This window comes from Acinetobacter sp., assembly GCF_036659555.1.
In the GTDB taxonomy this organism is placed as follows: domain Bacteria; phylum Pseudomonadota; class Gammaproteobacteria; order Pseudomonadales; family Moraxellaceae; genus Acinetobacter.
Genome location: NZ_JAVXCI010000160.1, coordinates 1 through 3,147 on the forward strand (window position 1 = coordinate 1; position 3,147 = coordinate 3,147).

Sequence of the window (3,147 nt, forward strand, 5' to 3'; positions counted from 1 at the left end):
CATCCAAAATGGTAGGGTCATTAAATGGACGATAAATTCCAAAATCTAAAAGTCATGGTGATTGATGATTCAAAAACCATCCGCCGCACAGCGGAAACGCTTCTTCAGCGTGAAGGATGTGAAGTGGTGACTGCAGTCGACGGCTTTGAAGCTTTGTCCAAAATTGCCGAAGCGAATCCGGATATTGTATTTGTAGATATTATGATGCCCCGTCTGGACGGCTATCAAACCTGCGCTTTAATCAAGAATTCGCAAAATTATCAGAATATTCCTGTCGTTATGCTTTCAAGCAAAGACGGCTTGTTTGACCAGGCCAAAGGGCGCGTTGTCGGTTCGGACGAATATTTAACTAAACCGTTCAGCAAGGATGAATTGCTGAACGCTATCCGTAATCACGTAACCGCTTAATTTAGATTTATATATTGGGGAATGGCATGGCGCGTATTTTGATCGTGGATGATTCGCCTACTGAAACTTTCCGTTTCAAAGAGATTCTGGGCAAGCATGGCTTCGACGTTATTGAAGCCTCAAATGGCGCTGACGGGGTAACCATGGCGCAGGCAGAGCTGCCGGATCTGGTGCTTATGGATGTGGTGATGCCGGGCGTGAACGGTTTTCAGGCGACCCGCCAAATTGCGCGCGGCGCAACAACAAAGCATATTCCAATTGTGATTGTCAGTACCAAGGATCAGGCCACTGACCGGGTTTGGGGCAAGCGTCAAGGCGCATGCGATTACCTGACCAAGCCTGTGGATGAAAAACAGTTAATTGATGTGATTAAGCAACACCTCAATGCAGGATAAAGCGCTATGGCAGCAAACGGATTTATCGAATTACTTCGCATCGCAAAGCGTGGAAATAAAAACTATGTTTCTACAGAAAATGAAGTAAACCGATGGTCGGGCATTGCTTTTGAGATGATGGGGCAGTATTTCGTTGCCCCTTTAGGTGAAGTATCTGAAGTGATTTACCCGCCGAAATGCACCCCAGTGCCGAATACGCAGTCTTGGGTGCAGGGCTTGGCGAATATCCGGGGCCGTTTGCTGTCTGTGTCCGATTTGGCGCATTACATGACCGGGCACCGGAGCAGCTACTCACCGACTCAGAAAGTTCTGTGCATCAGCCATAATGACCACTATGTCGGTTTAGTTGTTGATCAGGTTTTGGGGATACAGCATTTTAACAAGAAAAGTTACTTTTCTGCGGGCACTGAATTAGACAGCAATTTAAAAGAATATTGTCAGGGATATTTTCACCAGCATAATCAGCGGTGGCATGTCTTCTTATTCAGCAGCTTGATGCAAAATCCGAAATATATGAACGCATCTATAAAATTTATAAATTAATTGCCGCGCTAAGCATCAAGGCGAAAATCGGGGAGAAGCTGCATGGGCTTTAAACTTAAGAAGAAAAATACAGGCGAAAGCATGGGCCGCAAAGGCGGCAATGCTTTACTCGCTAAGATTCACTCACAGACAGATCAGTTATCGCGTGTATTTGGTGACAGTGAAAAGTCCAAGCCATTAATTTTGGGTGCAGGCTTCTGTCTATTTGTGGCAATTTTCCTGCTGCTTTATCTATTCTACAGCGTGCCGCGCAACAATGAGCTGACGCGGAGCTTAGGTGAGCTGCGCTTATTGTCGCAAACGATTTCCCGCCAAGCCACGGAAGCGACCGCTTCAGGCACGCCGGAATCAATTAAGAAGCTGACTGAGTCGCAAAAATCCTTTGCTGAAAATTTAGTTACCGTACGGGATTCGCATCCGTCAACTGAAGCCATGAAAAATGTGGAAGGCCAGTGGAAGCAGGTATCCGACAACATCAGCCTGATTTCATCGCAGCAGAAAATCATCAACAAGCTGTATGACACCAACATTGCGATTGGCGAAACCATTCCAGGCATTCAGGCTGAATACAACCTGATGGTTGACCAGATGGCGCGTCAAAACATGCCGTCAAACCAGGTGGTTATTGCGAAAAACCAGGTGTTTATCGCGGAACGTATTCTGCGTTCAATCAGCTCGGTGCTGACCGGCAGCGAAAGCTCGCGTGAATCTGCGGATGACTTCAGCGCCGATACCGAAACATTCGCTTCCTACCTGAATGCGCAGCTGAACGGCAGCGCGGAATTGGGTGTAGAGCGCATTGCAGATCCGGCTTTGCGTGAATCATTGACCGGCATTAAGGCTGAATATGATGACGTACTGAAATCAGCGGCTGCAACCATTCTTAAAAACTCGAATCAAATTGTAAAAGTGCGCCAGGCTTCGGCTTCAATTTTTGCGCAGTCAGATGAGCTTTTAGGCAATTTGAATAAGCTGTCTAGCGGTTCAAACTGGGAGATTGCAATTCCTGCATTGTTCCTGATCCTCTGCCTGGTCGGCTTCCTGATCTGCGTATTCCGCCTGCTGACCCTGCGCGGCCAGTCAGACAAGCAGCGCGTAACCCGCCTGCAGGAAGAATATGACCGTAACCAGAACGCGATTCTGCGTCTGCTGGATGAGATCGCCGACTTGGCGGATGGTGACTTGCGTTCATATGCAACGGTATCTGAAGACTTTACCGGCGCAATTGCCGATTCGATCAACTTTGCGATTGACCAGCTGCGTGATCTTGTATCGCGCATTACCGAAACATCGCAGGAAGTTGCGCAGTATACGGCAAACACGCAGGGCATTACCAACCAGCTGGCTGAAGCATCTGAGCATCAGGCGCAGGAAATTGCCGGCGCATCCGCCGCGATTAACGAAATGGCGATGTCGATTGACCAGGTATCCGCCAACGCCGAAGAATCTGCAGTGGTAGCGGAGCGTTCGGTGCAGATTGCCGCCAACGGCGCGCAAGTTGTAAACCGTTCGATTGAGGGTATGGACACGATCCGTGAGCAGATTCAGGAAACTTCCAAGCGTATTAAGCGTTTGGGTGAATCTTCGCAGGAAATCGGAAACATTGTCGCCTTGATTAACGATATTGCCGACCAGACGAACATTCTGGCATTGAACGCCGCCATTCAGGCATCGATGGCCGGTGAAGCGGGCCGCGGTTTCGCGGTGGTAGCCGACGAAGTACAGCGCCTTGCGGAACGTTCTGCATCTGCAACCAAGCAGATTGAAGGCCTGGTAAAAACCATTCAGACCGATACCAACG

At 48.7% G+C, this 3,147-nt stretch carries 4 protein-coding genes; all 4 read left to right on the plus strand.

The annotated features are described in order from the left end of the window. Positions 1 to 24 precede the first annotated feature (24 nt). Positions 25 to 408, plus strand: a complete 384-nt coding sequence (gene pilG / locus RSA72_RS14265) for a twitching motility response regulator PilG (protein ID WP_106985073.1) — start codon at positions 25 to 27, stop codon at positions 406 to 408. A gap of 26 nt (positions 409 to 434) precedes the next feature. Beyond that, positions 435 to 803 carry a response regulator gene (locus RSA72_RS14270; protein WP_068907262.1) on the plus strand — a complete coding sequence of 123 codons (369 nt, stop codon included), beginning with the start codon at positions 435 to 437 and terminating at the stop codon, positions 801 to 803. Positions 804 to 809: 6 nt separating this feature from the next. Beyond that, on the plus strand, positions 810 to 1,346 hold the full coding sequence (locus RSA72_RS14275) for a chemotaxis protein CheW (protein ID WP_332633407.1): 537 nt from the start codon (positions 810 to 812) through the stop codon (positions 1,344 to 1,346). A 42-nt stretch (positions 1,347 to 1,388) separates the two neighbouring features. Continuing rightward, positions 1,389 to 3,147 (plus strand): methyl-accepting chemotaxis protein (locus RSA72_RS14280; protein ID WP_332633409.1); only part of this gene is annotated, 1,759 nt, incomplete at its 3' end.

Coding starts and splice junctions, on each gene's coding strand:
- RSA72_RS14275 (WP_332633407.1), top strand. CDS start 810: ATGGCAGCAAACGGATTTATCGAATTACTTCGCATCGCAAAGCGTGGA.
- pilG (WP_106985073.1), top strand. CDS start 25: ATGGACGATAAATTCCAAAATCTAAAAGTCATGGTGATTGATGATTCA.
- RSA72_RS14270 (WP_068907262.1), top strand. CDS start 435: ATGGCGCGTATTTTGATCGTGGATGATTCGCCTACTGAAACTTTCCGT.